At 46.2% G+C, this 25,573-nt stretch carries 23 protein-coding genes; 9 read left to right on the top strand and 14 right to left on the bottom strand.

Translation table 11 applies throughout. The annotated features are described in order from the left end of the window. Positions 1 to 75: 75 nt before the first annotated feature. The gene (pfkA, locus tag ITG10_RS06575; protein ID WP_017630912.1) at positions 76 to 1,038 is read left to right on the top strand and encodes a 6-phosphofructokinase; all 963 of its coding nucleotides are present in this window, start codon (positions 76 to 78) and stop codon (positions 1,036 to 1,038) included. A 150-nt stretch (positions 1,039 to 1,188) separates the two neighbouring features. Here the strand turns inward: pfkA and tpiA are convergent, their stop codons facing one another. After that, positions 1,189 to 1,959 carry a triose-phosphate isomerase gene (gene tpiA / locus ITG10_RS06570; protein WP_017061158.1) on the bottom strand — a complete coding sequence of 257 codons (771 nt, stop codon included), beginning with the start codon at positions 1,957 to 1,959 and terminating at the stop codon, positions 1,189 to 1,191. A gap of 249 nt (positions 1,960 to 2,208) precedes the next feature. Here tpiA and ITG10_RS06565 point away from each other — a divergent pair, with 249 nt between their 5' ends. Both ITG10_RS06565 and ITG10_RS06560 read left to right on the top strand, forming a co-directional pair. Further along, a complete protein-coding gene (locus ITG10_RS06565) occupies positions 2,209 to 2,556 on the top strand; it encodes a 5-carboxymethyl-2-hydroxymuconate Delta-isomerase (RefSeq protein ID WP_017630913.1) in 348 nt (115 codons plus the stop codon). Between the two features lie 95 nt (positions 2,557 to 2,651). After that, on the top strand, positions 2,652 to 3,074 hold the full coding sequence (locus tag ITG10_RS06560; RefSeq protein ID WP_017630914.1) for a DUF805 domain-containing protein: 423 nt from the start codon (positions 2,652 to 2,654) through the stop codon (positions 3,072 to 3,074). A 99-nt stretch (positions 3,075 to 3,173) separates the two neighbouring features. Here ITG10_RS06560 and ITG10_RS06555 read toward each other — a convergent pair whose 3' ends face one another. The 3 genes from ITG10_RS06555 to glpX all read right to left on the bottom strand — a co-directional run bounded on the left by ITG10_RS06555 (position 3,174) and on the right by glpX (position 5,476). Next, positions 3,174 to 3,521 carry a DUF3135 domain-containing protein gene (locus tag ITG10_RS06555; RefSeq protein ID WP_017630915.1) on the bottom strand — a complete coding sequence of 116 codons (348 nt, stop codon included), beginning with the start codon at positions 3,519 to 3,521 and terminating at the stop codon, positions 3,174 to 3,176. 136 nt (positions 3,522 to 3,657) lie between these two features. Next, positions 3,658 to 4,284: a metalloregulator ArsR/SmtB family transcription factor gene (locus ITG10_RS06550; protein ID WP_017630916.1), complete on the bottom strand. Its 627-nt coding sequence runs from the start codon at positions 4,282 to 4,284 to the stop codon at positions 3,658 to 3,660. Positions 4,285 to 4,468: 184 nt separating this feature from the next. Then, on the bottom strand, positions 4,469 to 5,476 hold the full coding sequence (gene glpX, locus ITG10_RS06545) for a class II fructose-bisphosphatase (protein ID WP_017630917.1): 1,008 nt from the start codon (positions 5,474 to 5,476) through the stop codon (positions 4,469 to 4,471). A gap of 324 nt (positions 5,477 to 5,800) precedes the next feature. Here glpX and zapB point away from each other — a divergent pair, with 324 nt between their 5' ends. Further along, positions 5,801 to 6,043 carry a cell division protein ZapB gene (zapB, locus tag ITG10_RS06540; RefSeq protein ID WP_009848877.1) on the top strand — a complete coding sequence of 81 codons (243 nt, stop codon included), beginning with the start codon at positions 5,801 to 5,803 and terminating at the stop codon, positions 6,041 to 6,043. A 105-nt stretch (positions 6,044 to 6,148) separates the two neighbouring features. On the opposite strand, the gene rraA is transcribed toward zapB, so the two are convergent. The 7 genes from rraA to priA form a co-directional block, all read right to left on the bottom strand. Next, on the bottom strand, positions 6,149 to 6,667 hold the full coding sequence (rraA, locus tag ITG10_RS06535) for a ribonuclease E activity regulator RraA (protein WP_017630918.1): 519 nt from the start codon (positions 6,665 to 6,667) through the stop codon (positions 6,149 to 6,151). A 73-nt stretch (positions 6,668 to 6,740) separates the two neighbouring features. Further along, a complete protein-coding gene (locus tag ITG10_RS06530; protein ID WP_017630919.1) occupies positions 6,741 to 7,658 on the bottom strand; it encodes a 1,4-dihydroxy-2-naphthoate polyprenyltransferase in 918 nt (305 codons plus the stop codon). Positions 7,659 to 7,813: 155 nt separating this feature from the next. Then, positions 7,814 to 9,154, bottom strand: a complete 1,341-nt coding sequence (gene hslU / locus ITG10_RS06525; protein WP_009848880.1) for an HslU--HslV peptidase ATPase subunit — start codon at positions 9,152 to 9,154, stop codon at positions 7,814 to 7,816. A 57-nt stretch (positions 9,155 to 9,211) separates the two neighbouring features. Continuing rightward, positions 9,212 to 9,760: an ATP-dependent protease subunit HslV gene (hslV, locus tag ITG10_RS06520; RefSeq protein ID WP_017630920.1), complete on the bottom strand. Its 549-nt coding sequence runs from the start codon at positions 9,758 to 9,760 to the stop codon at positions 9,212 to 9,214. Between the two features lie 218 nt (positions 9,761 to 9,978). Further along, positions 9,979 to 10,518 (bottom strand): cell division protein FtsN, encoded by a 540-nt coding sequence (ftsN, locus tag ITG10_RS06515; RefSeq protein ID WP_017630921.1) that lies wholly within the window; start codon positions 10,516 to 10,518, stop codon positions 9,979 to 9,981. Between the two features lie 122 nt (positions 10,519 to 10,640). Further along, the gene (gene cytR, locus ITG10_RS06510; protein ID WP_017630922.1) at positions 10,641 to 11,645 is read right to left on the bottom strand and encodes a DNA-binding transcriptional regulator CytR; all 1,005 of its coding nucleotides are present in this window, start codon (positions 11,643 to 11,645) and stop codon (positions 10,641 to 10,643) included. Positions 11,646 to 11,885: 240 nt separating this feature from the next. Then, on the bottom strand, positions 11,886 to 14,087 hold the full coding sequence (priA, locus tag ITG10_RS06505; protein ID WP_017630923.1) for a primosomal protein N': 2,202 nt from the start codon (positions 14,085 to 14,087) through the stop codon (positions 11,886 to 11,888). 344 nt (positions 14,088 to 14,431) lie between these two features. On the opposite strand from priA, the gene rpmE reads away from it, so the two are divergent. After that, a complete protein-coding gene (gene rpmE, locus ITG10_RS06500) occupies positions 14,432 to 14,650 on the top strand; it encodes a 50S ribosomal protein L31 (RefSeq protein ID WP_004737142.1) in 219 nt (72 codons plus the stop codon). Positions 14,651 to 14,983: 333 nt separating this feature from the next. Further along, complete coding sequence (locus ITG10_RS06495; RefSeq protein ID WP_017630924.1) at positions 14,984 to 16,273, top strand: malic enzyme-like NAD(P)-binding protein; 1,290 nt, start codon at positions 14,984 to 14,986, stop codon at positions 16,271 to 16,273. Between the two features lie 175 nt (positions 16,274 to 16,448). Here the strand turns inward: ITG10_RS06495 and metJ are convergent, their stop codons facing one another. Then, the gene (gene metJ / locus ITG10_RS06490; RefSeq protein ID WP_004415993.1) at positions 16,449 to 16,769 is read right to left on the bottom strand and encodes a met regulon transcriptional regulator MetJ; all 321 of its coding nucleotides are present in this window, start codon (positions 16,767 to 16,769) and stop codon (positions 16,449 to 16,451) included. A 208-nt stretch (positions 16,770 to 16,977) separates the two neighbouring features. On the opposite strand from metJ, the gene ITG10_RS06485 reads away from it, so the two are divergent. The 3 genes from ITG10_RS06485 to metF all read left to right on the top strand — a co-directional run bounded on the left by ITG10_RS06485 (position 16,978) and on the right by metF (position 21,770). Then, complete coding sequence (locus ITG10_RS06485) at positions 16,978 to 18,159, top strand: O-succinylhomoserine (thiol)-lyase (protein ID WP_017632080.1); 1,182 nt, start codon at positions 16,978 to 16,980, stop codon at positions 18,157 to 18,159. Between the two features lie 2 nt (positions 18,160 to 18,161). Then, on the top strand, positions 18,162 to 20,573 hold the full coding sequence (locus ITG10_RS06480; protein ID WP_017632081.1) for a bifunctional aspartate kinase/homoserine dehydrogenase II: 2,412 nt from the start codon (positions 18,162 to 18,164) through the stop codon (positions 20,571 to 20,573). Positions 20,574 to 20,870: 297 nt separating this feature from the next. Then, positions 20,871 to 21,770: a methylenetetrahydrofolate reductase gene (gene metF, locus ITG10_RS06475; protein ID WP_004729683.1), complete on the top strand. Its 900-nt coding sequence runs from the start codon at positions 20,871 to 20,873 to the stop codon at positions 21,768 to 21,770. 172 nt (positions 21,771 to 21,942) lie between these two features. On the opposite strand, the gene ITG10_RS06470 is transcribed toward metF, so the two are convergent. Both ITG10_RS06470 and ppc read right to left on the bottom strand, forming a co-directional pair. Further along, complete coding sequence (locus ITG10_RS06470; protein WP_017061141.1) at positions 21,943 to 22,482, bottom strand: PadR family transcriptional regulator; 540 nt, start codon at positions 22,480 to 22,482, stop codon at positions 21,943 to 21,945. 349 nt (positions 22,483 to 22,831) lie between these two features. Beyond that, positions 22,832 to 25,468 carry a phosphoenolpyruvate carboxylase gene (ppc, locus tag ITG10_RS06465; RefSeq protein ID WP_017632083.1) on the bottom strand — a complete coding sequence of 879 codons (2,637 nt, stop codon included), beginning with the start codon at positions 25,466 to 25,468 and terminating at the stop codon, positions 22,832 to 22,834. Positions 25,469 to 25,573 lie beyond the last annotated feature (105 nt).

Here is a 25,573-nt window from a genome sequence, read left to right as displayed (position 1 = left end):
GATTTAAAATCTTGTTGATATACAATCAGCAAGAACAAGAATTGAATAATAGATTCCCAAAAATCGAGGGTGAGCATGATTAAGAAGATCGGTGTTTTGACCAGTGGTGGTGACGCTCCAGGTATGAACGCAGCAGTTCGCGGCGTTGTTCGTACTGCGTTATCAGTTGGCATTGAAGTTTACGGTATTTACGATGGCTACCAAGGCCTTGTTGAAGACCGTATCGAAAAGCTTGACCGTTCAAGCGTATCTGACGTAATCAACCGTGGTGGTACCTTCTTAGGTTCTGCACGTTTCCCTGAATTCAAAGACGTTGCTGTTCGTGAGAAAGGCATCGAGAACCTTAAGAAACACGGCATCGAAGCACTTGTTGTTATCGGTGGTGACGGTTCTTACATGGGTGCTAAGAAGCTAACTGAGATGGGTTACCCATGTATCGGTCTTCCAGGCACAATCGATAACGATATCGCAGGTACTGACTACACAATCGGTTACCTAACGGCGCTTAACACAGTTATCGATTCAATCGACCGTCTACGTGACACGTCTTCTTCTCACCAACGTATTTCTATTGTTGAAATCATGGGCCGTCACTGTGGTGACCTTACGCTTATGTCAGCAATCGCGGGTGGTTGTGAGTACATCATTACTCCAGAGACTGGCCTAGATAAAGAGCAGCTTATCGGCAACATCCAAGATGGCATTGCTAAAGGTAAGAAGCACGCAATCATCGCTCTAACTGAGCTTATGATGGACGCAAACGAGCTTGCTAAAGAGATCGAAACAGCAACAGGTCGTGAGACTCGTGCTACGGTTCTTGGTCACATCCAACGTGGTGGTCGTCCTACTGCATTTGACCGTGTACTGGCTTCTCGCATGGGTAACTACGCTGTTCACCTTCTTCAAGAAGGTCACGGTGGTCGTTGTGTTGGTATCGAGAAAGAAGAACTTGTTCACCACGACATCATCGATTGTATCGAGAACATGCAGAACCCAGACCGTTCTGAGCTGTTCCGCGTTGCAGAAGAGTTGTTCTAAGCTACGCTTAGCGTTCGCTTAAAGAATTTAAAAACCGCTGATCTATCAGCGGTTTTTTTGTGCCTATTATTTGAGGTTTCAGGAATGACAGGCAATAAAAAAGGCCAACCTGAGTTGACCTTTCATTCAATTTAAACGGTGAAGTTTAAATTAAGCTTTTGCTTCAGCTGCTGCTTTAGCGATAGCTGCGAAGCTTTTCGCGTCAAGAGCTGCGCCGCCAACTAGAGCACCGTCGATGTCTGGTTGTGCGAAGTAAGCTGCTGCGTTTTCTGGCTTAACAGAACCGCCGTATTGGATAACAACTTTCTTAGCAACTTCTTCAGATTTCTCTGCGATGTGCGCACGGATTTGAGCGTGGATGCGTTGTGCATCTTCAGCTGTCGCTGCTTTACCAGTACCGATAGCCCAGATTGGTTCGTAAGCGATGATAGCGCCTTCAAGAGCTTCAACACCTTGAGTGTTGATAACAGCGTCAAGTTGACGAGCACATACTGCAACAGTTTCGCCTGCTTCGTTTTGTGCTTCAGATTCGCCGATACAAAGAACTGGAGTTAGACCGTTCTCTTTTAGGAATGCGAATTTCTTAGCTACGAACTCGTCTGATTCGTTGTGGTATTCACGACGCTCAGAGTGACCGATGATGATGTGAGATGCGCCGAACTCTTTAAGCATTGCTGGAGACATGTCGCCAGTGAATGCACCGCTGTTGTTTAGGTCAGAGTTTTGAGCACCTAGGATGATCGCGCTGCCCGCTTCAGTAAGCGTACGCTCTGCTAGATCAACGAAAAGTGCTGGTGGAGCAACTGCTACGTCTACGCCTGTTACGCCTTCAAGTTCAGCGTTAAGACCGTTTAGTAGATCAACAACCATTTCTTTGCTGCCGTTTAGTTTCCAGTTACCCATAACTACAGGATGACGCATAGGAATATCTCCAAAGTATTTAAATAAATCGAATGTAAAAAAGTAAACTTTATTACGAAATAATATAACAGATTAATATCAACAGATCATGACTGTGGTCATGACTTTCTAGGATCTTACTCAATGGTCAGAGTAGATTTTGAGCATATATCAGTGATCCGGCAGACAGAATAATAGCTAACTTCTCGGATTTTTCATCGTTAGTTGGTATTAAGGGACAAACGATTGCGTTAACAATAGGAAGTAATAATGCCGAATCTAGTTCTAGAGTACTCAAATTCAGTGGACGAGCGAGTGAATATCCAAGGTTTACTAGAAGATCTTCATAAAGTTGCATTAAACTGTGGCTTGTTTGATGTGCCTTCTGTGAAGTCGCGTTCACTGCGTTGTCATAACTGGCTAGTCGGTGATGAAGAAGACAGTGTGGATTTTATTCACATCAGCTTCGAGTTACTTTCAGGACGTACCGAAGAACAGAAAAGAGAACTGTCGCGTTCGTTAATGCAAACCTTACAAGAACAGGCGAGCCATATCCGCAGCCTAACGGTGAACATAAGAGATATGGACAAAAGCAGCTTTCAGAAAGTGATTAACTGATTTTATTAATAAAAGTGATTAGCTTAATAAAAGTGATTAACGAGCAATTTGCTGCTAACTTTTTTGGTAGCGTATTAATTTTTGAGTATTTTTAGATGTCGATGAAAGATTTACTGCTCTCTTTCAAAGGGAGAATTGGTCGTAAGACTTACTGGATGTGGAACATTTTCTACTACATTGCGATTACTGGTTTTGCTTCTGGTATCTCGGTTTTGTTCCCTGCGTACTCTTACATTCTACTACCAATCTTCCTACTGATGCTGGTTATCCCAGATCTTGCGGTAACCGCCAAGCGTTGGCACGACCGTAACAAATCGAACTACTGGTTACTGCTGAATGTACCGCTGGTACTTGGTCGTTTGGCTTCACCAATGGCTGCGACGACAACAGAGTCGGTATCGCCAGTTCATATGGTGGCAACCGTTGCAGCATTAGTGTGTGGTTTATGGATTCTGATTGAATGTGGCTTGATGAAAGGCACTGAAGGTCGCAATGATTACGGCGAAGATCCGGTGTAATTGCGGAATGATGAATGAACAAAAGGGAGCATTACGCTCCCTTTTTTGTTTTATAACAGTCTGATATTCATGTGTGTCTGCTGTTAATTTATATTCGCTTTAATACATTTTCGGCTCTGTATTGGGTCTAAAAGGCACCACATTTTCTGGCAGAGTTTCTTCAAAACCACAGCGGCCTTCGAGTGCGTCTTGGAATTTACAAACCTGACAGCGCAACTCCTGCATAAGCACGACATTAGCATGGTGCGGATTCTTACAACGGCTAACCACTAAGTCGATGTGGCTTTGCTGAGCGCGGAGTCTGTCTTGCATGGTTTCAGAAGCCGAACAAATCATCTGTTCGCACATCTCGTGTTTGAATTGATTGAATGCTTTAGGATCGCTTTTCGCAAGTTGGACAAGTTCATCAAAGGGTGGCAGTTTTTGATTGGGTTGTGGATGTGCCATCATTCCTTCCTTAGCGTTAAGCATGTTTCATATGCTTTAAGCTTAAGAAAGAATTCTGTACAAATTTTGTTCTATTGGCGTTTTCTCAATATTGAGACGAGATCAGTGGCTTAGCGCGAAGCTTTAGCGCTTGGTATTACGATGAAGGCGTCGGTGTTAACGTGTAAGTGCAACGTCGCTCGCCAGCAATAATGTGCTCAGTGCGGCTTACGTGGCATTCGTCTTTGAGCAGTTCGGTGAAAACATTGAGCTCTGACTGGCATAGGCTAGGGCAGCGAGTCGCCGCCTTGCAGATAGGGCAGTGGTTTTCGATCAAGATGTAATGGTCATCATGCTCCTGAAGTTCTGCCATGTAGCCCTCTTCTTCACGAAGTTGAGTGAGCTTTTCAAGCTTACTGATCAGGTCATTGCAGCCAGATAGGGCTGATTGATATTGCTTGAGAGTGTGCTGTTCACGTTCGGCAGCGACCTTAGCCAGTCCTTCTTTACCAAACAGGTTCTCGACCGCATCAATGACTTGAATGGTCAGTTCACCGTGTCGGTCTGAAAACTGACCGTGACCGTGTTGAGTAAGGGACCAGTGACGAGTCGGGCGACCGACTTTCACTTTCACGTCATGAAACGCAAGAATGCCATCATCTTCCAGACTTTGCAGATGCTGCCTTGCACCCATTGTCGTCATGCCAAATTCTTCTGACAGTTGTTTCGCAGTTACTGCGCCTTGACGCTTAATGGTCTGTAAGATTTTGTCGCTTGTTTTCATACTATCCCTACCTCATGAACCTTACTATTATGAGGCAAGGTGTTTATAAAGCAAACCATTTACTATATTGACCGTAATTTACGCTCTGGACAGAAAGCAGGGGGGGGGATTGTCATAGGTCAATAAAACAAAAGGCCGATACCTAGTATCAGCCTTTGTCTGTTCTGATTAACCTAGTTTAGGTTTACAGGATGTGACCCACTACTTCAGGATCTTTACGCTCTAGGTAGTGGATTGATTTGATGCGGCGAATCGTACGGCAGCGGCCACGGATAAGTAGCGTTTCTGTTGTAGCAATATTGCCTTGACGAGAAATGCCTTCTAGCAAGTCACCCTTAGTGATACCTGTTGCTGAGAATACAACGTTGTCGCTGCGAGCCATGTCTTCCATCTTCAACACGATACCAGCGGTTACGCCCATTTCGGCACAACGCTCTAGTTCAAGTTCACCGTGTTTGCGGTTCTCTTCTGTGTCGCCTTTTACTTCGTGACGAGGAAGAAGACGACCGTGCATGTCACCGTCAAGTGCACGAATAACAGCAGCAGAAACCACACCTTCAGGTGCGCCGCCGATGCAGTACATGACGTCTACTTCGCTGTCAGGCATACAAGTTAGGATAGAAGCTGCAACATCACCGTCTGGCACTGCGAATACACGAACGCCCATTGCTTGCATGTCGGCGATAACTTGATCGTGACGTGGCTTAGCCAGTGTCGTTACAACCAGTGTATCCAGTGTTTTGCCCAGAGCCTTAGCAATGTTTTCTAGGTTTTCTTTCAGTGGCAGTTCCAGGTCGATAACGCCTTTAGCGCCCGGGCCTACAACTAGCTTTTCCATGTACATATCAGGCGCTTTAAGGAAGCTGCCTTTTTCGCCTGCAGCCAATACTGCCAATGCATTTGATTGGCCCATTGCTGTCATGCGTGTCCCTTCAATTGGGTCAACGGCGATATCGACAGCATCGCCGCCCACACCTACGTTTTCGCCGATGTATAGCATAGGTGCATCATCGATTTCACCTTCGCCAATAACAATCTCACCGCTGATTTCGGTTTTGTTAAGTAGGCTACGCATTACTTCTACAGCAGCGCCATCTGCAGCGTTTTTGTCGCCACGGCCAAGCCACTTGTAACCAGCTAGTGCTGCACCTTCTGTGACACGAGAGAATGACATTGCTAAATCGCGTTTCATGCGGACTCCAAAATTTTCAAAGGGGGAATAGAAATTTCGCGGCGGATTTTACCATATCCAAAAGGAAACGTTTGCCTTTTTGTTTTTTGGGGATTGCTCTCGATCAATTTGCAGTGGAAAAGCGCTAACATTCATCAAAATAATTGGTTTGCCGTTGTGGCAGTAATCGTTCACGTCAATATTCGGTAAAAAGCGCTGTTTTTTTCATCGAATGGCGCAAAATATCGAATATATAGAGTGTTTATCCTTGCTCTGCTGAGTAGAATGGGGAAATAAGTGGAGTGAACCTTCACCATCAAACGGATAACTTAAAGGTAGGCCAGAATGTCTTTTGAAGTACTAGAGCAGCTAGAAGCAAAAATTCAAACAGCAGTAGATACAATTGCACTTCTTCAAATGGAAGTGGAAGAGCTTAAAGAAGAGAAACAAGCACTAGCAACAGAAGCTGGTGAGCTTAAAGCAAGCCGTCACGAGCTAGAGCAAAAAACTCAGCAAATGCAGGAAGAGCATTCTGCATGGCAAGATCGCATCCGTAACCTTCTTGGTAAAATGGATGACGTAGAGTAATCGACTCTTCAGATTTAAAAAACGCCCGCTACTGAGTAGCGGGCGTTTTTGTTTGCGTTCTAATGCTTCGTACTCTTATGCTTTGTTTTATTATTCAAAGCTGAGCTACTCGACCTCTTCTTCTTCGACATCCAGATCAAGTTCTACATCTAAAGGTTCGGCAGAAAGAATGATGCCGGTGTTGTCGGCGTAGAGGTAATCTTCGGGTAAGAAGGTCACGCTACCAAAGTTCACGGGAACATCTACCTCACCGACACCTTCTTGGCTCGCGCCAACAGGGATAGAAGCCAAGGCTTGAATACCTAGATTCATGTCTTCAAGTTCATCGACTTCACGAACGCAACCGTAAACCACAATACCTTCCCACTCATTGTCTTCGGCCAGTAGGGCAATCTCAGCATCGATCAGCGCCTTGCGCAGTGAGCCTCCACCATCGATTAACAACACACGCCCCAGACCGTCTTGCTCTAGTACAGAGCGAATCAAAGCGTTGTCTTCAAAACACTTTAATGTCGTGATCTGTCCTGCGAAGGATGCACGTCCACCGAAGTTGCTGAACATTGGCTCCACGACATCAACTTGATCCAAATATATGTCGCACAGTGCTGAAGTGTTGTATTCCATTAGTATACCTTTTGAACAATGAGCTTACTTTGAGTATATCGGTGCTTGATCCCTTTGCAATGATTAGTCTCATTTAACTCAATAGAGTTTGAGCTACGACAACCCCTGCAAACAATAGGTTAGTGACCAGTGAGCATTTCACAATCACGGGCATCATCGGTGCAATCTGCGCTGGCTTTTCGGTTTCCCAAACGGCCTTGCCATGCTTGTACACAATAATAATGCTCAGTAAAAACGGCAGGCTAATCCAGACCGGTTTTTCTTGAATCAGTAGGTAGATGGCGAAAGACGCAAGCGCCAAACTAAGCAGGGCGAAATGGTATTGCTTGGCTTTGCGCTGCCCCAGACGAACCGCCATGGTGCGCTTACCACATTCGCTGTCGTTTTCGATATCACGCATGTTGTTGATATTGAGTACCGCAACCGCCATCAGTCCACAGCCTAATGCTGGCAGAAACAGGCTTGGTTCAACATGGCCAGTGTGTAAGAAGTAAGTCCCTGAAACACCTAACAAACCGAAGAAGATAAACACCGATAAGTCGCCAAGGCCAATATAGCCATAAGGTTTATTACCGACGGTATAAGCGATGGCTGCAACAATGGCTAATACGCCTAACGCAATGAAAGATAAGATACTTTCAATCGAGGTTAAGGCATGAAAAATAAGAATCAGCCCAGCGACCATGGTAAACAGGATGTTGAGGATGATCGCTTGCTTCATGGTTTTCGCGGTTACCGCGCCAGATTGCATGGCACGTGTTGGCCCCAGACGATTTTCGTTGTCTGTGCCTTTTACGGCGTCGCCATAGTCATTGGCTAGGTTCGATAAAATCTGTAATAGGGTGGCGGTTAGAAAAGCCAGTAGTGCTATCGATAAAGAAAACTGACCCCCAGCGAACGCTAAACTACTTCCTGTAAGAATAGAGACAAGTGCGAGAGGCAGAGTTTTTGGTCGTGCGGCATCAAGCCAAATCAGTAGAGATTGTTTCATCGTAGGTCTAATTCTTTGTAAGTCTTCGTTTCATACTGTGATTTGAGTATACGCCCATTTTTCGGGTAATAAAAAGCCCACTCGAAAGTGGGCCTTGAATTCGCTTATTAGCTGCTATTTCTTTGAGATAGAGCAATAAGTTGGAGTTTCCTGTGCTACAGGATGAAGCGACTTAGGTCTTCGTCTTCTACGAGCTCGCCAAGCTTAGATATTACGTAAGCTTCATCAATCACCAATTTGCTGCCGGCTCTGTCTGTTGCGTCGAATGAAATCTCATCCATTAGGCGCTCCATGACGGTATGTAGACGACGCGCACCGATGTTTTCAGTAGTTTCGTTCACACGCCATGCTGCGTCTGCGATTTGGTTGATACCATCTTCAGTGAACTCAATGCCGACATCTTCTGTTTTCATCAGGGCAATGTACTGCTCTGTCAGTGATGCCTTTGGCTCAGTCAGGATGCGTTTGAAGTCATGTGCTGATAGTGCTTCAAGTTCTACGCGAATTGGTAGACGACCTTGCAGTTCAGGGATCAGGTCAGATGGCTTAGCCACTTGGAATGCACCTGATGTGATAAACAAGATGTGGTCAGTTTTAACCATACCGTGTTTAGTTGATACTGTGCTGCCTTCGATAAGAGGAAGCAGGTCACGTTGAACACCTTCACGAGATACGTCTGGGCCTGAGCTGTCGCCACGCTTACAGATTTTGTCGATCTCATCGATGAATACGATACCGTTGTTTTCAGCGTTGAAGATCGCGCTCTCCTTTAGCTCTTCTTGGTTCACAAGCTTCGCAGCTTCTTCTTCCGTCAGTGCTTTGAATGCATCTTTGATTTTCATTTTACGCTTTTTCTTGGTGTCGCCAGCGAGGTTTTGGAACATGCCTTGTAGTTGGTTTGTCATCTCTTCCATGCCTGGAGGTGACATGATTTCAACGCCCATTTGCGGTGCGGCCACATCAACTTCGATCTCTTTGTCGTCTAGCTTACCTTCACGCAGTTTCTTACGGAAAATCTGACGAGTGTTTGAAGAGGTTGTGTCTTCCGTTGATTGCTCGTTCTGACCCCAAGCATCACGTGCTGGTGGCAGTAGGGCATCAAGAATTCGTTCTTCAGCCTGTTCTTCAGCGCGGTATTGTACTTTTTCCATCGCTTGCTGGTGCGTCATCTTGATCGCAACGTCCGTTAGGTCACGGATGATGGTTTCAACTTCTTTACCCACGTAGCCCACTTCGGTGAACTTAGTCGCTTCTACCTTGATGAACGGCGCGTTTGCTAGTTTCGCTAGGCGGCGAGCAATTTCTGTTTTACCAACACCGGTTGGACCGATCATCAGGATGTTCTTTGGTGATACTTCAACACGCAGGCTTTCTTCAAGCTGCATACGACGCCAGCGGTTACGCAGTGCGATAGCCACTGAACGCTTAGCGTTGTCTTGGCCGATAATGTGGCGATTGAGTTCGTGAACGATTTCGCGAGGAGTCATCTCAGACATGGTTTTTCCTTAATTCTTTAATCACTGTTGATACAAGGTCTTGGGTAGAAGCGTTTGTTATTCTGGCTTTGGCAGCTCAACAGTGCTTTCTAGTTCTTCAACAGTGTGGTGATGGTTGGTGAACACACAGATATCGCCAGCAATATTCAGCGACTTCTCTGCGATTTCACGCGCATCTAAATCAGTATTTTCTAGTAACGCGATAGCAGCGGCTTGTGCATAGTTACCACCCGAACCGATAGCAATCAGGTCGTTCTCTGGTTGAACTACGTCACCGTTACCAGTAATGATCAGTGAAGCGGTTTCATCCGCTACCGCAAGCAGTGCTTCTAACTTACGTAGAGCACGGTCGCTACGCCAATCCTTCGCCAGCTCAACGGCAGCTTTGGTCAGGTGGCCTTGGTGCATTTGTAGCTTGCTCTCAAATTTTTCGAATAGCGTGAAAGCATCAGCGGTACCGCCAGCAAAACCTGCCAGTACTTTGTTGTTGTATAGGCGACGTACTTTGCGGGCATTGCCCTTCATTACAGTATTGCCTAGAGATACTTGTCCATCACCCGCGATGACGACTTTATTATTACGACGTACAGATACTATGGTAGTCACGAGTAGGGCCTCTTAATATTCTTATCTTTGGGTATAAAAAGTATATGAGGATGGCACTCGGATAATTCAAGGAACCACGAGTGATGTCGCGCAACTTATCGGTGGAAGTTGTAAGGAAATTTGGCGAAAGGGACTAAATAAAAGAAAACCTCCACAATGGGAGGCTTTCGGTGTTTGCTGCGACTCTAGCGGTTACACAACTGCGCTATCGCTTATCACTACTCGGTATCTTTCCAAATAGCACAAGGTTCGATTTTCGCGCGTTGTAGCTTGTGGCGATCTCGCTCGGCATCACGCTTCAACTTGTAGGGTCCTAGAACCACGCGGTACCAGCTACTGCCGTCTTTCTTACGGATTTCACTCGAAATACCTTGGAAGGCAATATCCAGTTTACGTGCTTCTGCCTGTGCTGAGGTTTTGTAAGCGCCACACTGCATGATGTAAGGGATCTTAGAGATCTCTTGCTCTTTGGCTTTTACTTCAATCTCGCGGCTCGGCAGTGTTTCAACGTAGTCCCACTTCTCTTCTGGAGGTGGCGGAATCACTTTCGCTGGTTTTGGCTTAGGCTTGGGTTTGCTCACTACTGGAGCCGGCGCTGGTGGCTCAGGATCATTACTCAATAAGTAAAGTCCGTAACCAAATCCACCAACAAGGAGGATCGCCAAAAGACCACTACGCCATGGTTTACGGCGAGGGGCTTGCTTCTTGGTCGGTCTCTTCGTGCCACGACCGCGCTTTACATAATCTCTATTAGCCACAAGACAATTCAGTAGTTGGTAATTCTGCTCTCATGGTAATCCAGATTGCGCGAGGATAATAGTGCAGAAATGGAAGCGGCACATCAAAATGTGCCGCAGATTTATATCGGTATTTCTATGGCTTACATTCGAGGTGGAGCAGTACTGCCACGAACCACTAATTTGGCTTCTAGCAGACGCGAACCTGCTTGCACATCGTTGCCTTTCAGTAGATCAAGCATCATCAGCATCGCTTGGCGTCCAATCTCATAACGAGGTTGAGAAATGGTGGTTAGCGGTGGATCGCAGTATTGAGCGAATTGAATGTCATCGAAGCCAACAATCGATAGGTCTTGAGGAACACGTAAACCTAACTTCTTCGCTTCTTGAATCGCACCTATGGCCATCGCATCGTTGTGACAGAAGATAGCAGTAGGCTGTTCAGGCAGTGCCAGTAATTGACGAACGGCTTGAGCACCGGCTTCAAAAGTGAAGTCACCGACTGTGCTGTAGGCTGGGTTCATTGCTACACCTGCACGACGCAGTGCTTGTTGGTAACCTTGTTGGCGGAACTTACACAGGGTTGCTGATACTGGACCAGAGATTTGAGCGATACGTTTATGGCCTAACTGAGCTAGGTAGTTCACGGCTTCAAATGCAGAGGTCAGGTTATCGATGTGTACCGTTGGGAGTTCAAGCTCAGGAGCGAACTCACAGGCCATTACCATCGGTGGTAAGTTCTTTTGTTCTGGTTTGCTGACATCAAATGGGTGGTCGGTGCCAAGCAATAACATGCCGTCCGCTTGCTTAGTGAAGACAAGGTTAACAAAGGAAGACTCACGCTTCTTTTGTTGACCGCTGTCACCCAATAGAACAAGGTAGTCATTTTCTACTGCGGCATCTTCGATACCACGAATGATCTCAGCGAAATATGGGTCACAGATATCAGGAACGATAGTGATGATGGTTTTTGATTCGTTGCGACGTAAGTTTCTAGCTAATGTGTTGGGTGAGTATCCAGCTTCAAGTACTGCTGTTTCCACTCGCTTACGAGTTGAAACTGAGACTTTCTCAGGGTTCATCAATGCACGTGATACAGTGGCTGTTGAGACGCCTGCTAGCTGGGCAACATCCTTCATTGTCGCCATAAATTAAACCCTCTTTTAAGTTCCTTTGTCGCCTAAGTATCTAAGGCGTGAATAATAAATGTAATCGGATAGATATTGTGAAAGTGTTGCTAACACTTTTTTTATTGCAATATTTTATTCGTTTAATCCGTGTAAAGTTACGGCTAGATTAACAAAAATCACATGACTAGTGTGAAGTTGCTCACGAGAAATATGAAATATTTGTGAACAAACTTATCATTAGTTTTAACCCGCGTGAGTTTAGCTTAAATCTTGCGGCTCGATATCGAGTGACCAACGGACTTTTTTCGCAGCGGGTAACATATTGATTGCCGGTTTCGCGCTCATTAATAGCTTCTGCATCAATGAACGAGTTTGGGTTTGCAAGATCAGCTGCCAGCGAGATTTGCCTGCTCGTTTGGCTAATGGCGCAGGGGTTGGCCCCAACACCATGCAATATTGGTCGAACAGTGGATGTGATTCCAATGTATGGCGAACCTGACGTAAGAACTCTTCCACCAAGCGCGTATCATTTGCTTCAGCTCTGAACAGCGTCATGAACGTATAAGGAGGTAACATCGCTTGTTTACGTTCTGCCAAAGCCGTCTGAGCAAAGTGGTTGTAGTCTTTGTGTAGCAGCGCCTGCAGTAACCCATGTTCAGGATGATGTGTTTGTAAAATCACCTCACCGGGTTTGCTTGCACGACCTGCACGGCCAGCGACTTGAATAAACAACTGAGCAAGGCGTTCAGACGCTCGGAAATCACTGCTATATAAAGAGCCATCGACATCCAATAACGCCACAAGTGTCACGCCAGGGAAGTGGTGACCCTTAGCCAGCATCTGTGTACCAATCAGGATTTGGTATTCACCTTTACGAATCGATTCTAATGCGCTTTCTAAGCTGCCTTTACGGCGGGTGCTGTCACGGTCAATACGTATGGTTTTGTATTCAGGGAATAGCTGACCAAGCTGCGCTTCAAGCTGTTCAGTACCCACACCTACTGTCACCAAATTAGCAGAACCACAGCCTTGGCAGTTGTGCACGATATGCTGCTGTGAGCCACAGTGGTGGCAACGCATTTCATTACTGTATTGGTGATAGGTGTAGTAGGCATCGCAGCGCTTACATTCAGCTGTCCAACCACAGTCGTGACACATCAATGCCGGAGAGAACCCACGACGGTTGAGGAACAACATCACTTGGTTGCCGGCTTTCAGGTGTCGTTGCATCTCGGCAATTAATGATGCCGATAAACCACTTTCCAGATATTCGCCTTTCACATCCAACACTTTGTTGGTGGTCGGCAGTGCAACCCCCGCACGTGAAGTAAGGGTGAGGTAACTGTATTTGCCTATCTGAGCATTGTGCAGCGTTTCAAAAGCGGGTGTAGCTGAACCTAACACAACCGGAATCTGTGCTTTGTGAGCACGCATGATCGCGACATCACGAGCATGGTAGCGCAGACTGTCTTGCTGTTTATAAGAGGCATCGTGCTCTTCATCAACAATGATGATGCCCAAGTCTGCAAATGGCGTGAATAGAGCGGAACGGGTACCAATCACAATGCCCGCTATTTTATCGCGAGCTGATAACCACGCATTCAGTCGCTCAGAATCGTTTAAACCAGAGTGGATAACCTCAACAGGCACATTGAAGCGTCGTTTAAAGCGATTAATCGTTTGTGGAGTGAGGCCGATCTCAGGTACCAAGACCAATGCCTGTTTACCCTTATCGAGTATCGGCTTGATCATATTCAGGTAGACCTCTGTCTTACCTGAGCCGGTAACGCCCTCTAATAAGAAGCAGCCAAAATCAGTCTGACTATTGACTGTGGCAATCGCGATGGCTTGTTCTGCATTAAGCTTGGGTTTGTCTTGGTCGTTCTCAAGATCTTCAGGCCAAGGTTGGCGTTTCGGCTTTTTCTCTACCGATTCAATCCAGCCTTTTTCTTCCAACGTCTTAAGTACTGCACTGCCCACTTCTTCATCAATAAACTCTTGATGAGGAACGGGACCGTGCTCAAGCATGTGCATCACTTTGGCTTGTTTGACAGCGCGACCAAAGCCTTGCATCAGTTGGTCTCGGCCTGATGGCGTTAACTGCCATTCGACCAGTGTCGCGAAGTCGGCCGTTTTGCCTTTACGTAACGCACTCGGTAGGGCATTGGCAAAGGTCTCACCTAATGGGTATTGATAGAACTGACTGCACCACGTTAACAGTGAGTAGACAGATTCCGGCCAAACAGGTTGGTTATCTAAAAGCGCTTTAATTGACTTGAGCTTGTCTAGCTCGAATTCAGATTCGTTAACCAGAGCCGTAACTATTCCGGTTAAGGTTTGTCGTCCAAAAGGCACAGAGACTCGTCCACCAATTATCGGAAATAGGTGGTTTGGAATCTTGTAATCGAACTGCTTGTCGAGTGGAATAGGCAGTGCCACACGGGCAATCATTGGACGCATAAAGGGACGGCTTTATCTGAATTGACGAGAGCGAACAGTCTAAAGGATAAGGCGGTTAAATTCGAGGAGCAGTTTGAATAAGAGAGGGCAAGCTAACGCATGAAGACATCTATCATCCCCAAATTTCAATCAACGCTTCTTCTGAAAAAGGAAATAAAGACACAATTGGTGAAAAATGTATCAAATCAGTTGATCCTGCCTTATAGATTCATTACTATACTGCGCCTTAAAGGTATGGCTTCGTCACTCTATTGTGCGAATGCGGTGTCTTTATTTCTTTTTTAAACTACGTGTGGTGTGCGGCTTAGAATCGTATAGCGACACGGCCTACTTGAGGTTATCCCATGAAAGCTGGAATCCACCCAGAATACAAAGCAGTTACTGCTACTTGTTCTTGCGGCAACACATTTGAGTTCAACTCAACGCTAGCAAAAGAATCAATCCACCTAGACGTATGTGACAAATGTCACCCGTTCTACACTGGTAAGCAACGTATCGTAGATACTGGCGGCCGTGTTGATCGCTTCAACAAGCGTTTCGGTGCTCTTTCTAGCAAGAAGTAATTCTCGCTATTTAGACATAAAAAGGACACTTCGGTGTCCTTTTTTGTTGCCAGCAATTTGTAAAATCACTGACTCCCATTAAAGTATCCATCTCTCGTAACGATCAGTTGCCTCTTTATTCTATTGCACGGCAATTCCTTGCTTATCACTCGTCACCAAAATTCTGCACGAAAGTTCAACAAGCGATAGTAATTTCAACTGCTCACTGGTCTTATTAGTAGTGAAATTTCGTTTTTTAATGAGACAGAGGCTTCAACCACCTAGGAACTTTGAAGTACATCCATTAACATGAACAAGATCCCCCAAATAATAATATCCTAGGAACCTACACCTATGTCTGAAGACAGCAGCCAAGCTCAATCCTCTCAAGAATTATCGCCTCAAGAACAATTCCGTCAGCAAGCTCTTGATTATCATGAGTTCCCGATTCCAGGCAAAATTGCCGTAGAACTGACGAAGCCTGCAAACTCTGCAGAAGACCTAGCACTTGCATACAGCCCAGGCGTGGCTGAGCCTGTTCGCGAGATCGCACAGAACGTTGATAACGTCTATAAGTACACAGGTAAAGGCAACATGGTTGCTGTTATCTCTAACGGTACAGCGATTCTTGGCCTAGGTAACCTTGGTCCTATTGCTTCTAAACCAGTAATGGAAGGCAAAGCGCTACTGTTTAAGCGTTTTGCTGGTTTAGATTCTATCGATATTGAAGTAAAACACCGCACAATCGATGAGTTCGTTGATACAGTTGCGAACATTGCAGATACATTCGGCGGTATTAACCTAGAAGACATCAAAGCACCAGACTGTTTTGAGATTGAACGTCGTCTGATTGAGCGTTGTGATGTACCAGTATTCCACGATGACCAACACGGTACTGCGATTGTAACAGCAGCAGGTATGCTGAACGCGATCGAGCTTCAAGGTAAGAAGCTAGAAGAGTGTAAGATCGTTTGTCTAGGTGCTGGCGCAGCAGCGGTTGCGTGTATGGAGCTACTGATTAAGTGTGGCGCTCAGCGTGAGAAGATCTACATGCTTGACCGTAAAGGTGTGATCCACACTCGTCGTGACGACCTAAACGAATACAAAGAGCTGTTCGCAAACAACACTGACAAGCGCACGCTTGAAGATGTTATCGAAGGCGCTGACCTATTCTTGGGTGTATCAGGTCCTAACCTGCTTCCAGCTGAAGCACTAACGCTAATGGCTGATAAGCCAGTTGTGTTTGCATGTTCAAACCCAGATCCAGAGATCAAGCCAGAGCTTGCTCATGAAGTTCGTTCTGACCTTATCATGGGTACAGGCCGCAGTGATTACCCTAACCAAGTAAACAACGTACTTTGTTTCCCATTCATTTTCCGTGGTGCGCTAGATGTGCGTGCAAGCGAAATCAATGATGAAATGAAGCTGGCAGCGGTTAAAGCGATTCGTGAATTGGCGAAAGAAGAAGTTCCGGCTGAAGTACTGGTAGCGGCGGGTGAAACTGCACTGGAATTTGGTAAAGGCTACATCATTCCTAAGCCAATGGACCCACGTCTACTTCCTCGCGTAGCAAAAGCAGTAGCAGAAGCGGCTGTTGAGTCTGGCGTTGCTCGTATCGAGATGCCTGCTAACTATATGGCGTAATAGCTTTTTATAGCTGCTGCTCAATTGAGCGCAAAAGAATAATAAAAAACCGACTCATCTGGAGTCGGTTTTTTTATGTCTATCATTCACAGCGCAGTCATAAAAACAATGCACGATGTGATCAATAGGGTTCAGCTAGAGCGAATCAATAATGAAGGCAGTGACTGAGTTGTTTTTATTCTTCGTCAAACGCTTCAAACTCGATACCCATCTCTGTCATCAGTTTTTTCACTTCAGCAGGAATATCGTCTGGGCGGTCTTTACGAAGGTCTTCATCCGTTGGTAGTGGTTGGCCTGTGTACGCATGTAGAAAGGCTTCGCACAGTAGCTCACTGTTTGTTGCATGGCGTAGGTTGTTAATCTGGCGGCGAGTACGCTCGTCAGTTAGAACCTTTAACACTTTTAGAGGGATAGAAACTGTAATTTTCTTTACTTGTTCGCTTTTCTTTCCATGCTCAGCATATGGGCTTATGTATTCACCATTCCAGTCGGCCATTGCGTACCTTCATCACTTTAGTTGTTAGAATAAATTAATAGTGGTGATTTTAGCGGGATTTACCGCTATAAGCAAAGACATATAGACGTCTAGAAGTGTTGACGTCTCACGTTTATGAAAGTAAAGTGAATAACATATATCTAACACAGCCGCAAAATGCCGACAAGCAGCTGTGATTCTCAGACGCAAAACTTGTAAGGAAGCACCTATGAGCAGCCGGAAGCCAGCAACAATCGCAGTACGTACTGGTATCGAGTCAGACACGCAACACCATGCCGTTGTCCCACCAATTTATCTTTCGACTAACTATGGGTTTCCCGCTTTTGGTGAAGTGCCAAAGTACGATTACACCCGTTCTGGTAACCCAAACCGAGGTTTATTAGAAACGGCACTGTTTGAACTTGAATCGGGCAAAGGTGCGGTGGTCACTAACTGTGGTACCTCGGCGCTAAACTTATGGGTTTCTGCTTTCTTAGGTGGCGATGATCTTATTATCGCGCCACACGACTGCTACGGTGGTACTTACCGTCTGTTTAACACTCGCTCACTGAAAGGTGACTTCAAAGTTCTATTCGTTGATCAATCGGATCAAGCGGCACTGGATGCGGCGATCGCGCTTAAGCCAAAGTTGATCTTAATTGAAACACCATCGAATCCTTTGGTTCGTGTGGTTGATATTGCAGAAACTTGTCGTAAAGCGAAAGAGGTTGGTGCTCTGGTTGCTGTCGACAACACGTTTTTGACTCCTGTGTTCCAAAAGCCTTTAGAGTTAGGTGCAGATTTTGTTATTCACTCAACCACTAAGTATATCAACGGACACTCAGACGTTATTGGTGGTGTTGTCGTCACGAAAACGGAAGAGCACGCTGAAGAGCTAGCATGGTGGGGCAACTGTATTGGTGCGACCGGCACACCATTTGATAGCTACATGACTCTACGTGGTATTCGTACGCTAGGTGCGCGTATGCGAGTTCACGAAGAGAGCTCACGTGAAATCCTCGCGTCTCTGCAGCAACAAGATCTCGTCGGCACTATTTACCACCCAAGCCTTCCTGAACATCCAGGTCATGATATCGCGAAGAAACAGCAGTCTGGCTTTGGCTCAATGCTGAGCTTTGAGTTTGCAGGTTCATTCGAAGCGCTTAAGTACTTTGTTGATAAGTTAGAGCTATTCTCTTTGGCGGAATCGCTGGGTGGTGTGGAAAGCTTAATCTGCCACCCAGCGTCGATGACTCACCGTGCGATGGGCGAAGAAGCGCTGGCAGAAGCGGGCGTTTCTCAACAGTTACTGCGCCTTTCTGTTGGCCTTGAAGATGCTGAAGACTTGATTGATGACCTTAAGCAAGCGTTTGAAAAGACACAAGGCTTTATCGCTGAAGGGGAGGGTTAATAATGGCAACCTTTCGCCAGCTACATAAATTTGGTGGCAGCAGCTTAGCGAATCCTGAGTGTTACCAACGCGTGGTCAATATTCTTAGAGAATACTCATCAGCCACTGACTTGGTCGTGGTATCGGCAGCGGGTAAAACCACTAACCGCTTGATTGAGTTTGTTGAAGCGCTCGACAAAGATGGTCGTATCGCCCACGAATGTTTGCAAGCACTTCGTCAGTTCCAACTTGAGCTGATTGAAGCGCTGCTTGAAGGTGAGTCTGCGGCTCAGCTAACGGCCACCATTCAACAAGAATTCACCGCTTTGGGTGAGCTAACTGCTCCTCTAAGCGAAGCGCAAAAAGCACAAGTTCTAGGACACGGTGAGGTTTGGTCTTCACGTCTATTAGCTGCTTTGTTGTGCCAACATGATTTACAAGCGGTAGCTCAAGATGCTCGTGCCTTTTTGCGTGCAGAAGTGGGTGCTCAACCTGAAGTTGACCGCGCACGTTCTTATCCTCTGATTAAAGAAGCCTTGGCGCAGCATGCACATTGCCGTGTCGTGATTACTGGCTTTATGGCTCAAAATACTGAAGGTGAAACGGTTCTACTCGGCCGTAACGGCTCGGATTACTCTGCAACTGTGATTGGTGCATTGGCTGAGGTTGAACGCGTAACGATTTGGAGTGACGTCGCTGGTGTATACAGCGCAGACCCTCGTTTGGTTTCGGATGCGTGTTTATTGCCTCTGCTTCGCCTTGATGAAGCGAGTGAACTTGCTCGTCTAGCGGCTCCAGTGCTTCACAGCCGAACGCTACAGCCTGTGGCTCAAAGTGCCATGGACTTAAGCTTACGTTGCAGCTACCAGCCAGAGGCGGGCTCTACACAGATAGAGCGTGTACTGGCATCGGGTCGTGGTGCAAAAATCATTACCTCCTTGGATGAAGTGCTTATCGTTCAGCTGACGTTTGGTCACGGGCATGACTTCGACCGTCTAGAGAGCGAAGTGCTTGAAGGGCTTAAGCGCGCTCAACTTGAGCCTCTTGCTTATGAGCTTGAACCGGATCAGCACTGTTTGCGTCTTGCTTACACTGAAGAGATCGCTGGTGGCGCTTTAGAATATCTACAAGATCACGCGATTGAAGCTGAGATTAAGCTTAAAGAGGGTTTCTCTTTGATTGCTGCCGTGGGAGCTGGCGTAACTAAGAACCCGAACCATTGTTACGGTTTCTACCAGCAGCTCAAGAGCTCGCCGGTTGAGTTCATCTCAGAAGCTAACTCTGGCTTGAGCTTAGTGGCAGTGATTCGTAAGAGTGAAACCTCAAGCCTAGTGAAAGGCATTCACTCTCAACTATTCCAAGCGCAGAAGCGTGTTGCAATTGCTTTATGTGGTAAGGGCAACATTGGTTCAAGCTGGTTAAGCCTGTTTGCTGAGCAGAAAGCGGAACTTGAAAAGCGTCGTGGAATGAACTTTGAATTGGTTGCGGTGGTTGATAGCCAAACCTATTGGTTCGATGACCAAGGCATAGATGCGACTTCGGTAGGTAAGCGCTTTGACGACGAAGCGATTGCCAACAATGGTAACGATTGGTTAGAGCGTTTAGGCTCTATTCAAGGTTATGACGAAGCAGTGGTTCTGGATGTGACTGCGAGCCCTGTACTTGCAGCAAAATACCTGCAAATCGCCCAACAAGGTATTCACTTGATCTCGGCCAACAAGGTGGCAGGCTCTGCATCAAGCGAGTACTACCATCAGGTGCAAGATGCCTTCGCGAAGATCAGCCGTCATTGGTTGTACAACGCGACAGTGGGTGCTGGATTGCCGATTAACCACACGGTACGTGACCTACGTGAAAGTGGCGATGACATCATTGCGTTGTCTGGTATTTTTTCGGGCACGTTATCTTGGTTGTTCCAACAGTTTGATGGCACAGTGCCGTTCAGCGAGTTGGTTGACTTAGCATGGCAACAAGGCCTGACTGAACCTGATCCTCGTGCTGACCTCGATGGTTCAGACGTAATGCGTAAGCTGGTGATTCTGGCTCGTGAATCGGGTTTAGACATCGAGCCTGAAAACGTAAAAGTGGAATCATTGGTCCCTGAAGAGTTGCAAGATCTGTCGGTGGATGACTTCTTTGATAAGGCTTCTGTACTGAGTGAAGAGTTGGCAGAGCGCTTAGAGAAAGCGCACTCTCAACAGAAGGTTCTGCGTTACGTAGCGCGTTTAGAGAAGAATGGTAAGGCAACGGTAGGCGTTGAAGCCCTATCTAAAGAACACGCCCTAGCGAACTTGCTGCCTTGCGATAATATCTTTGCGATTGAGAGCAAATGGTACAAAGATAATCCATTGGTTATTCGTGGCCCGGGTGCCGGTCGTGAAGTAACGGCAGGTGCAATTCAATCAGACCTAAACAGAATGTCTAGTCTGTTCTGATACTCAGATCGGTTGGTTTAATACTTAGATCAATTGTTTTAGTGTCTAAATGGCATACTATTCACTAAGATAAATAAGGCTGAAAGCACGATGTGTTTTTCAGCCTTTTTTCTACATTATTTCTGCTTTGCGAGCCATCTAACTACTTGAGTTTTACTCACGATCTACTTGAGAAAAATTCATAATGGATCTGTTGACATTAAATCGTATTCAATACATCCTACAGACATATAGACGTCTAAACGTCGTTTGAGGATTTGAGATTTTAGTGGTCGCTTTTGCCACAGGGAGAGTAAGATGGGATACACACACGCTAGTCATATCGACGCTTTAAATCAGAATATCGCTGAGCTTTCTGACAACATCAATGTGTCATTTGAGTTTTTTCCACCAAGCAGTGAGAAGATGGAAGAGACCCTGTGGAATTCTGTTCACCGTCTTAAAACACTTCAGCCAAAATTTGTATCAGTAACCTACGGTGCAAACTCGGGTGAACGTGATCGTACCCACTCAATCATTAAAGAAATCAAAAACCAAACAGGTCTAGTCGCAGCGCCACACCTAACGTGTATTGATGCTAGCCGCGAAGAGCTGATTCAAATCGCCGACGATTACTGGGCTAATGGTATCGAGAGCATTGTTGCTCTACGTGGTGATATTCCAGCAGGCGGCGGCGCGCCAGAGATGTACGCATCTGATCTAGTTGAACTACTTAAGTCTCGTCACGACTTTGATATTTCAGTAGCGGCATTCCCAGAAGTTCACCCTGAAGCAAAAAGCGCTCAATCGGATCTTATTAACCTAAAACGTAAAGTAGATGCCGGTGCTAACCGTGCCATCACTCAGTTCTTCTTCGATGTAGAGAGCTACCTACGTTTTCGTGACCGTTGTGTGGCGGCGGGTGTTGATGTTGAGATTGTACCGGGCATCCTACCGGTTTCTAACTTCAAGCAAGCGTCTCGCTTTGCTGCGATGAATAACGTAAAAGTACCAGGCTGGATGGCGAAGCAGTTTGAAGGTTTGGATGATGATCCAACGACTCGTCAGCTTGTTGGTGCGAGCCAAGCAATTGATATGGTTCGTACACTGAGCCGTGAAGGTGTGAAAGACTTCCACTTCTACACGCTAAACCGTGCAGAAATGACTTACGCACTTTGCCACACATTAGGTGTTCGTCCGCAAGTCGCTGCGCTTTAAGCAAAGTCTAGAAGTAAAGCCTAAGCACTTGTAAAAAGCTTCTGGCTGTAAAATTTCAAATCCTATAGATACAAAAAAGGCTTGGACTCTAAGAGTTCAAGCCTTTTGCTTTTCTAGCTTCTAGCTTCTAGCTTCTAGCTTCTAGCTTCTAGCTTCTAGCTTCTAGCTTAACTTAAGCAAGAGCGCCAAGTTCAAGCAGTACTTCTTCAGCCCATACAATCCATGCTTCACGGATAAGTAGGTTACGACGAAGAGTAAGACGCTCAAGGCGTGCTTGCTTGTCTAGTGTTGATGGCGTTGCGTAGTAAGCCGCTTCGATTTCACGGTAGTGAGAAACTAGTTTGCGAGACTCTTCTACTAGCTCAGCAAGTTGTACACGGTAAGCGTCAGAAGGTTGTACAGCACAAGCCATTAGCTTAGCTGAGAACTCGTCACGAACGGTTGGGTGTGCAGTTGGTTGTTCAAACCATTCACCTAGCGCGCCACGGCCAGCATCAGTGATAGAGTAAACTTTACGATCAGGTTTGCCTTCTTGAGGCTCAAGCACGCAAGTTACCTGGTCGTTCTGAGCCATTTTATTTAGCTCGCGGTAAACTTGTTGGTGGCTAGCTTTCCAGAAGTAACCAATGCTTGCGGAGAATTCTTTTGTGATATCGTAACCAGTAGCATCGCGTGTACTTAAAACGGTTAGAATTACGTGTGGTAATGACATGTCTGAAATCCAAATGGTAAACAGTAAACAAATACTTAAACAACAAGTGTGCTTCTAATGGCACGTTATATTGGTTATGTCTAAGTAGCACCAACTCATCGGTTGGTTATGTCACCTTACAAAGCCGTTTATCACCTAGGTTGACCAGTTTATTGGTCAAAAAGCTGCAGATTATTTTTTTGGAGTGTTTCCGCAGCGGAGCAGTAGTATATCTAAATAATAAGCATAAAGTAGAATACATGGACAAAATAACCCAAAAAACTGACAAAAAACTCAGTATTGCTTATTTTGTGAAATAAAAAGGTCGCACTAGGCGACCTTTTGTCTATTGTATAGTAGTAATCACTAATTAACCAGTGTTTCGCATGCCTGCTGCAATGCCTGCAATCGTCACCATTAGCGCTTCTTCAAGCTCTGCTGGTGGTGTTTCACACTTACGAGTACGGTAAAGCAACTCAGCTTGAAGCATGTTTAGTGGCTCAACGTAGATGTTACGTAGGCGGATTGACTCAAGTCCCCAAGGGTCGCTCTGCATTAGGTTCTCGTTGTTCTCAACATTTAGCACGGCTTTGATGTCTTTTTGCAGCTGTTCACGCAGCAATTCACCTAACGGTAATAGCTCTTCGTCAACAAGACGTTGGTCGTAGTACTTAGCGATTTCCATGTTGCACTTCGAGTACACCATTTCCAACATACCTAGACGGGTAGAGAAGAACGGCCACTCACGACACATCTCTTCAAGTAGGGCTTGATGGCCTTGATCTACTGAGTACTGAATCGCTTCACCCGCGCCTAGCCATGCAGGAAGTACCAAACGGTTTTGGCTCCAAGAGAAGATCCATGGAATCGCACGTAGGCTTTCTACGCCGCCGTTCGGATTACGTTTCGCAGGACGAGAACCAAGAGGTAGTTTGCCTAGCTCCAGTTCAGGTGTCGCTTGACGGAAGTAAGGTACGAATTTTTCTTCGCCACGAACCACGTTACGGTAAGCCTCACAAGAGACTTGAGACAGCACTTCCATTAGGTCGCGCCACTCTTGTTTTGGCTCCGGTGGCGGCAGAAGGTTTGCTTCTAGAATCGCACTTGCGTAAAGGTTGAAGCTGTTTACAGCAACGTCTGGTAAGCCAAGCTTAAAGCGGATCATTTCGCCTTGCTCAGTTACACGTAAGCCGCCTTTCAAGCTCTTAGGTGGCTGAGAAAGAAGAGCAGCGTGCGCTGGCGCACCACCACGACCAACCGTACCGCCACGACCGTGGAATAGAGTCAGTTCAATGCCTTCTTCATCACAAACCTTAACCAGCTTATCCATTGCATCGTATTGAGCCCAACCTGCAGACATTACGCCGGCATCTTTCGCTGAGTCAGAGTACCCAATCATCACCATTTGGTGATTCTGGATAAAGCCACGATACAAGTCGATGCTCATTAGCTGCTTCATTACTGCTTCTGAGTTGTTCAAGTCGTCTAGCGTTTCGAACAGCGGACACACGTCCATGCGGTAAGGGCAACCACATTCTTGCAGTAGTAAGTGAACAGCCAGTACATCTGATGCAGTACGAGCCATAGAAATCACGTAAGCACCGAAGGCTTCACGAGGTTGATCAGCAATGACCTTACAGGTGTCTAAAACCTCTTTAACCTGTTCAGATGGCTCCCAATCGCGAGGAAGTAATGGGCGCTTAGAGCTTAATTCATTGGTTAAGAAAGCAATCTTGTCTTGTTCGCTCCATTGGTCGTAATCGCCAATGCCTAGGTAGCGAGTCAGTTCAGACAGCACATCTGAGTGACGGGTACTTTCTTGACGAACATCGAGACGAACTAGGTGTACACCGAATGCTTTTAGGCGGCGTAGAGTATCAAGCAGAGAACCGTCTGCGATTACGCCCATGCCACATTCGTGCAACGATTGGTAACACGCGTAAAGCGGTGTCCAAAGTTGCTCGATGTTCTGTAGTGTTTCTTTCTTAGGAACCTCAGTGTCATGCAGTTTTGCATCCAGCACTTCTAGCGTGTTGTTCAGTAGAGTACGTAGGTTCTTCAGGATTGCACGGTAAGCTTCGTGTTCATCACCTGCAAGTTCACGAACCGCATCATTACACTTAGTCATCGACAGTTCGGTAATTAGCTCGTTAACGTCGCCTAGGTAAAGGTCTGCAGCTTTCCAGCGAGATAGGCGCAGCACTTCTTTAGTGATGGTGTGCGTTACGAATGGGTTACCATCGCGGTCACCGCCCATCCAAGATGAGAAGTGTACTGGGCGAGCATCGATCGGCAGGCCTTCACCAAGATAACCTTTAAGTCGGCCATCCATTTCACGTAGGAAGTCAGGCACGGCTTCCCATAGAGAGTTTTCTACAACTGCAAAGCCCCATTTCGCTTCATCAAGTGGTGTTGGGCGTTGCTGACGAATCACATCAGAGTGCCAACCTTGAGCGATAAGTTGCTCTAGGCGGCGTTCGGTTTTCACGCGCTCTTTGTGTGATAGGTCGCTTAATTCTAATTTAGACAGACACTCGTTGATCTTAACTAGCTTGTTGATCATGGTGCGACGAGTGATTTCTGTTGGGTGTGCAGTCAGAACGAGTTCAATGTTCAGGTCGCGAACGGCTTGAGCCGCATCTAGCTTGCTGATGTCATTCTGGTTTAATTTGGAAAATAGAGATTGCAGCACGTCTGGTTCGCAAACATGCTCCTCACAGTGGCGAGAGATGGTGTGGTACTGCTCTGCCATGTTGGTGAGATTGAGAAATTGGTTAAATGCACGAGCAACAGGAGTGAGTTGTTCGTTCGGCAGGTTTTTGATTTCTTCAACTAGGCTGTCACGGTCAGCTTTGTTGCCTGCGCGGGCGGATTTGGAAAGTTTACGGATAGTTTCCACTTTCTCTAAGATAACGTCACCATGTGCATCTTGGATTGTGTTACCTAGCAAGCGTCCCAGCATGCTTACGTTACTCTTGAGAGCGGCGTATTTCTCGTTCATTGTCATCCTGCCTCGTAAAAAAATTACATCCATTGTTCCTTGTTAAGTACACAATCTAGCGAAAACTGCTGTATATAGTCAAATAAAGCATTCTAAGTTTGCAATTATTAG

It is taken from the genome of Vibrio sp. ED004, from assembly GCF_023206395.1.
Taxonomy (GTDB): domain Bacteria; phylum Pseudomonadota; class Gammaproteobacteria; order Enterobacterales; family Vibrionaceae; genus Vibrio.
Note: the sequence above shows the minus strand (reverse complement) of the source record. Positions and strands in the feature narration are given on the sequence as shown.

Bases quoted from the DNA above. Each gene is read 5' to 3' on its own strand.
- pfkA (WP_017630912.1), top strand. From the start codon at position 76: ATGATTAAGAAGATCGGTGTTTTGACCAGTGGTGGTGACGCTCCAGGT.
- tpiA (WP_017061158.1), bottom strand. From the start codon at position 1,959: ATGCGTCATCCTGTAGTTATGGGTAACTGGAAACTAAACGGCAGCAAA.
- ITG10_RS06565 (WP_017630913.1), top strand. From the start codon at position 2,209: ATGCCGAATCTAGTTCTAGAGTACTCAAATTCAGTGGACGAGCGAGTG.
- ITG10_RS06560 (WP_017630914.1), top strand. From the start codon at position 2,652: ATGTCGATGAAAGATTTACTGCTCTCTTTCAAAGGGAGAATTGGTCGT.
- ITG10_RS06555 (WP_017630915.1), bottom strand. From the start codon at position 3,521: ATGGCACATCCACAACCCAATCAAAAACTGCCACCCTTTGATGAACTT.
- ITG10_RS06550 (WP_017630916.1), bottom strand. From the start codon at position 4,284: ATGAAAACAAGCGACAAAATCTTACAGACCATTAAGCGTCAAGGCGCA.
- glpX (WP_017630917.1), bottom strand. From the start codon at position 5,476: ATGAAACGCGATTTAGCAATGTCATTCTCTCGTGTCACAGAAGGTGCA.
- zapB (WP_009848877.1), top strand. From the start codon at position 5,801: ATGTCTTTTGAAGTACTAGAGCAGCTAGAAGCAAAAATTCAAACAGCA.
- rraA (WP_017630918.1), bottom strand. From the start codon at position 6,667: ATGGAATACAACACTTCAGCACTGTGCGACATATATTTGGATCAAGTT.
- ITG10_RS06530 (WP_017630919.1), bottom strand. From the start codon at position 7,658: ATGAAACAATCTCTACTGATTTGGCTTGATGCCGCACGACCAAAAACT.
- hslU (WP_009848880.1), bottom strand. From the start codon at position 9,154: ATGTCTGAGATGACTCCTCGCGAAATCGTTCACGAACTCAATCGCCAC.
- cytR (WP_017630922.1), bottom strand. From the start codon at position 11,645: ATGGCGACAATGAAGGATGTTGCCCAGCTAGCAGGCGTCTCAACAGCC.
- priA (WP_017630923.1), bottom strand. From the start codon at position 14,087: ATGCGTCCAATGATTGCCCGTGTGGCACTGCCTATTCCACTCGACAAG.
- rpmE (WP_004737142.1), top strand. From the start codon at position 14,432: ATGAAAGCTGGAATCCACCCAGAATACAAAGCAGTTACTGCTACTTGT.
- ITG10_RS06495 (WP_017630924.1), top strand. From the start codon at position 14,984: ATGTCTGAAGACAGCAGCCAAGCTCAATCCTCTCAAGAATTATCGCCT.
- metJ (WP_004415993.1), bottom strand. From the start codon at position 16,769: ATGGCCGACTGGAATGGTGAATACATAAGCCCATATGCTGAGCATGGA.
- ITG10_RS06485 (WP_017632080.1), top strand. From the start codon at position 16,978: ATGAGCAGCCGGAAGCCAGCAACAATCGCAGTACGTACTGGTATCGAG.
- ITG10_RS06480 (WP_017632081.1), top strand. From the start codon at position 18,162: ATGGCAACCTTTCGCCAGCTACATAAATTTGGTGGCAGCAGCTTAGCG.
- metF (WP_004729683.1), top strand. From the start codon at position 20,871: ATGGGATACACACACGCTAGTCATATCGACGCTTTAAATCAGAATATC.
- ITG10_RS06470 (WP_017061141.1), bottom strand. From the start codon at position 22,482: ATGTCATTACCACACGTAATTCTAACCGTTTTAAGTACACGCGATGCT.
- ppc (WP_017632083.1), bottom strand. From the start codon at position 25,468: ATGACAATGAACGAGAAATACGCCGCTCTCAAGAGTAACGTAAGCATG.